The sequence below is a fragment of the Streptomyces capoamus genome, from assembly GCF_014654935.1.
Classification (GTDB): Bacteria; Actinomycetota; Actinomycetes; order Streptomycetales; family Streptomycetaceae; genus Streptomyces; species Streptomyces capoamus.
On sequence record NZ_BNBF01000013.1, the window covers coordinates 61,224 to 62,741 of the forward strand.

General features: G+C 73.5%; 2 protein-coding genes. Both read left to right on the forward strand.

Annotated elements, in window-relative coordinates:
• Positions 1 to 453: hypothetical protein (locus IE312_RS41125; protein WP_229900236.1), on the forward strand; the 453-nt coding region annotated here is incomplete at its 5' end.
• A gap of 79 nt (positions 454 to 532) precedes the next feature.
• Entirely contained in the window at positions 533 to 1,402 is an 870-nt protein-coding gene (gene dapF / locus IE312_RS21030) for a diaminopimelate epimerase (RefSeq protein WP_189983902.1), read from the forward strand.
• Positions 1,403 to 1,518: the final 116 nt, after the last annotated feature.

Consider the following 1,518-nt stretch of genomic DNA (forward strand, 5'->3'; position numbering starts at 1 on the left):
TCGACATCCGACTACTCGCTGTCCGAGGACCGGCTCGCCGAGGACGGTCCCAACGACATCGTCGGCGGTGTGACCGCCGACGGGCCGGAGCCGGAGGAGATGTACCCGGGCGGTCCCGAGGTCGAGGTCGAGCTGCGCCCGCAGCGTCGGCTGCGCATCTGGCAGCTCGCCCCCATCGTGGGCCTCGCCGCCGTCGGCTCCCTGATGTTCGCCTTCCCGCTCGCCTTCGACTTCGGCGACAGCGGCGCGGTCATCGCCATGCTGGGCCTGCTGATCTGCTCCTGCGCGGCGGGCTGGGGCATGATGGCCGCCCGCCGGGTGGGCTACACCTGGCCCGGACTGCCCCCGCGCGGCTCCGGCCGCCGCCCCGACTGGCGGGTCGTCCTCGGCTACGTCCTGCTGGTCGCCGTGGCGGTCGTGCTCGCGGTGTGGCGCGTGGCCCGGCTCCGCTAGCCCCCGCCGGGGCGGCCACGGTCGTATCCGGCCCGTGGCCGGAACCGATCCTGTCGTACCCAACCCGTACGATCGAGGAATGAGCACACGGATCGCCTTCCTCAAGGGGCACGGCACCGAGAACGACTTCGTGATCGTCCCGGACCCCGAGAACGCCCTCGACCTGTCTCCGGCCGCCGTCGCCGCCCTGTGCGACCGTCGGGCGGGCATCGGAGGCGACGGCGTGCTGCACGTGGTGCGGTCCGCGGCCCACCCGGAGGCCCGGGAGATGGCCGCCGAGGCCGAGTGGTTCATGGACTACCGCAACGGCGACGGCTCCGTGGCCGAGATGTGCGGCAACGGCGTCCGGGTGTTCGCGCGCTACCTCCAGCACGCCGGACACGTGGCCGAAGGCGACCTGACGATCGCCACGCGCGCGGGTGTGCGGACCGTCCACCTCGCCAAGGACGGCGACGTCACCGTCGGCATGGGCGCCGCCCGCCTGCCCGAGGGCGAGGTCACGGTGGCCGTCGGCGAGCGCAGCTGGCCCGCGCGCAACGTGAACATGGGCAACCCGCACGCGGTGGCCTTCGTCGCCGACCTCGCGCACGCCGGTGACCTGTACACCGCGCCGCCGGTCAGCCCGGCGGCCGCCTACCCGGACGGGGTGAACGTCGAGTTCGTCGTCGACCGCGGTCCCCGCCACGTCGCCATGCGGGTGCACGAGCGCGGCTCCGGCGAGACCCGTTCGTGCGGCACGGGCGCGTGTGCCGTCGCCGTGGCCGCCGCCCGGCGCGACGGGACCGACCCGGCCGTCACCGGTACCCCGGCCACGTACACCGTCGACCTGCCCGGCGGACGCCTCGTCATCACCGAGCGCCCCGACGGAGAGATCGAGATGACCGGCCCCGCGGTGATCGTCGCCGAGGGCGAGATCGACGCCGACTGGCTGGCCCGCGCGGTCGGCTGAAGCGGCAACCTTAAACCTCGAATTCATCGCTCGATTGGGTGATCCGTTTCACGCTGGGCCGGAGGCGGTCCGTCGTGCGTGGTGGGCTCGGTAGCATCAAGCACCGGCACGGACGG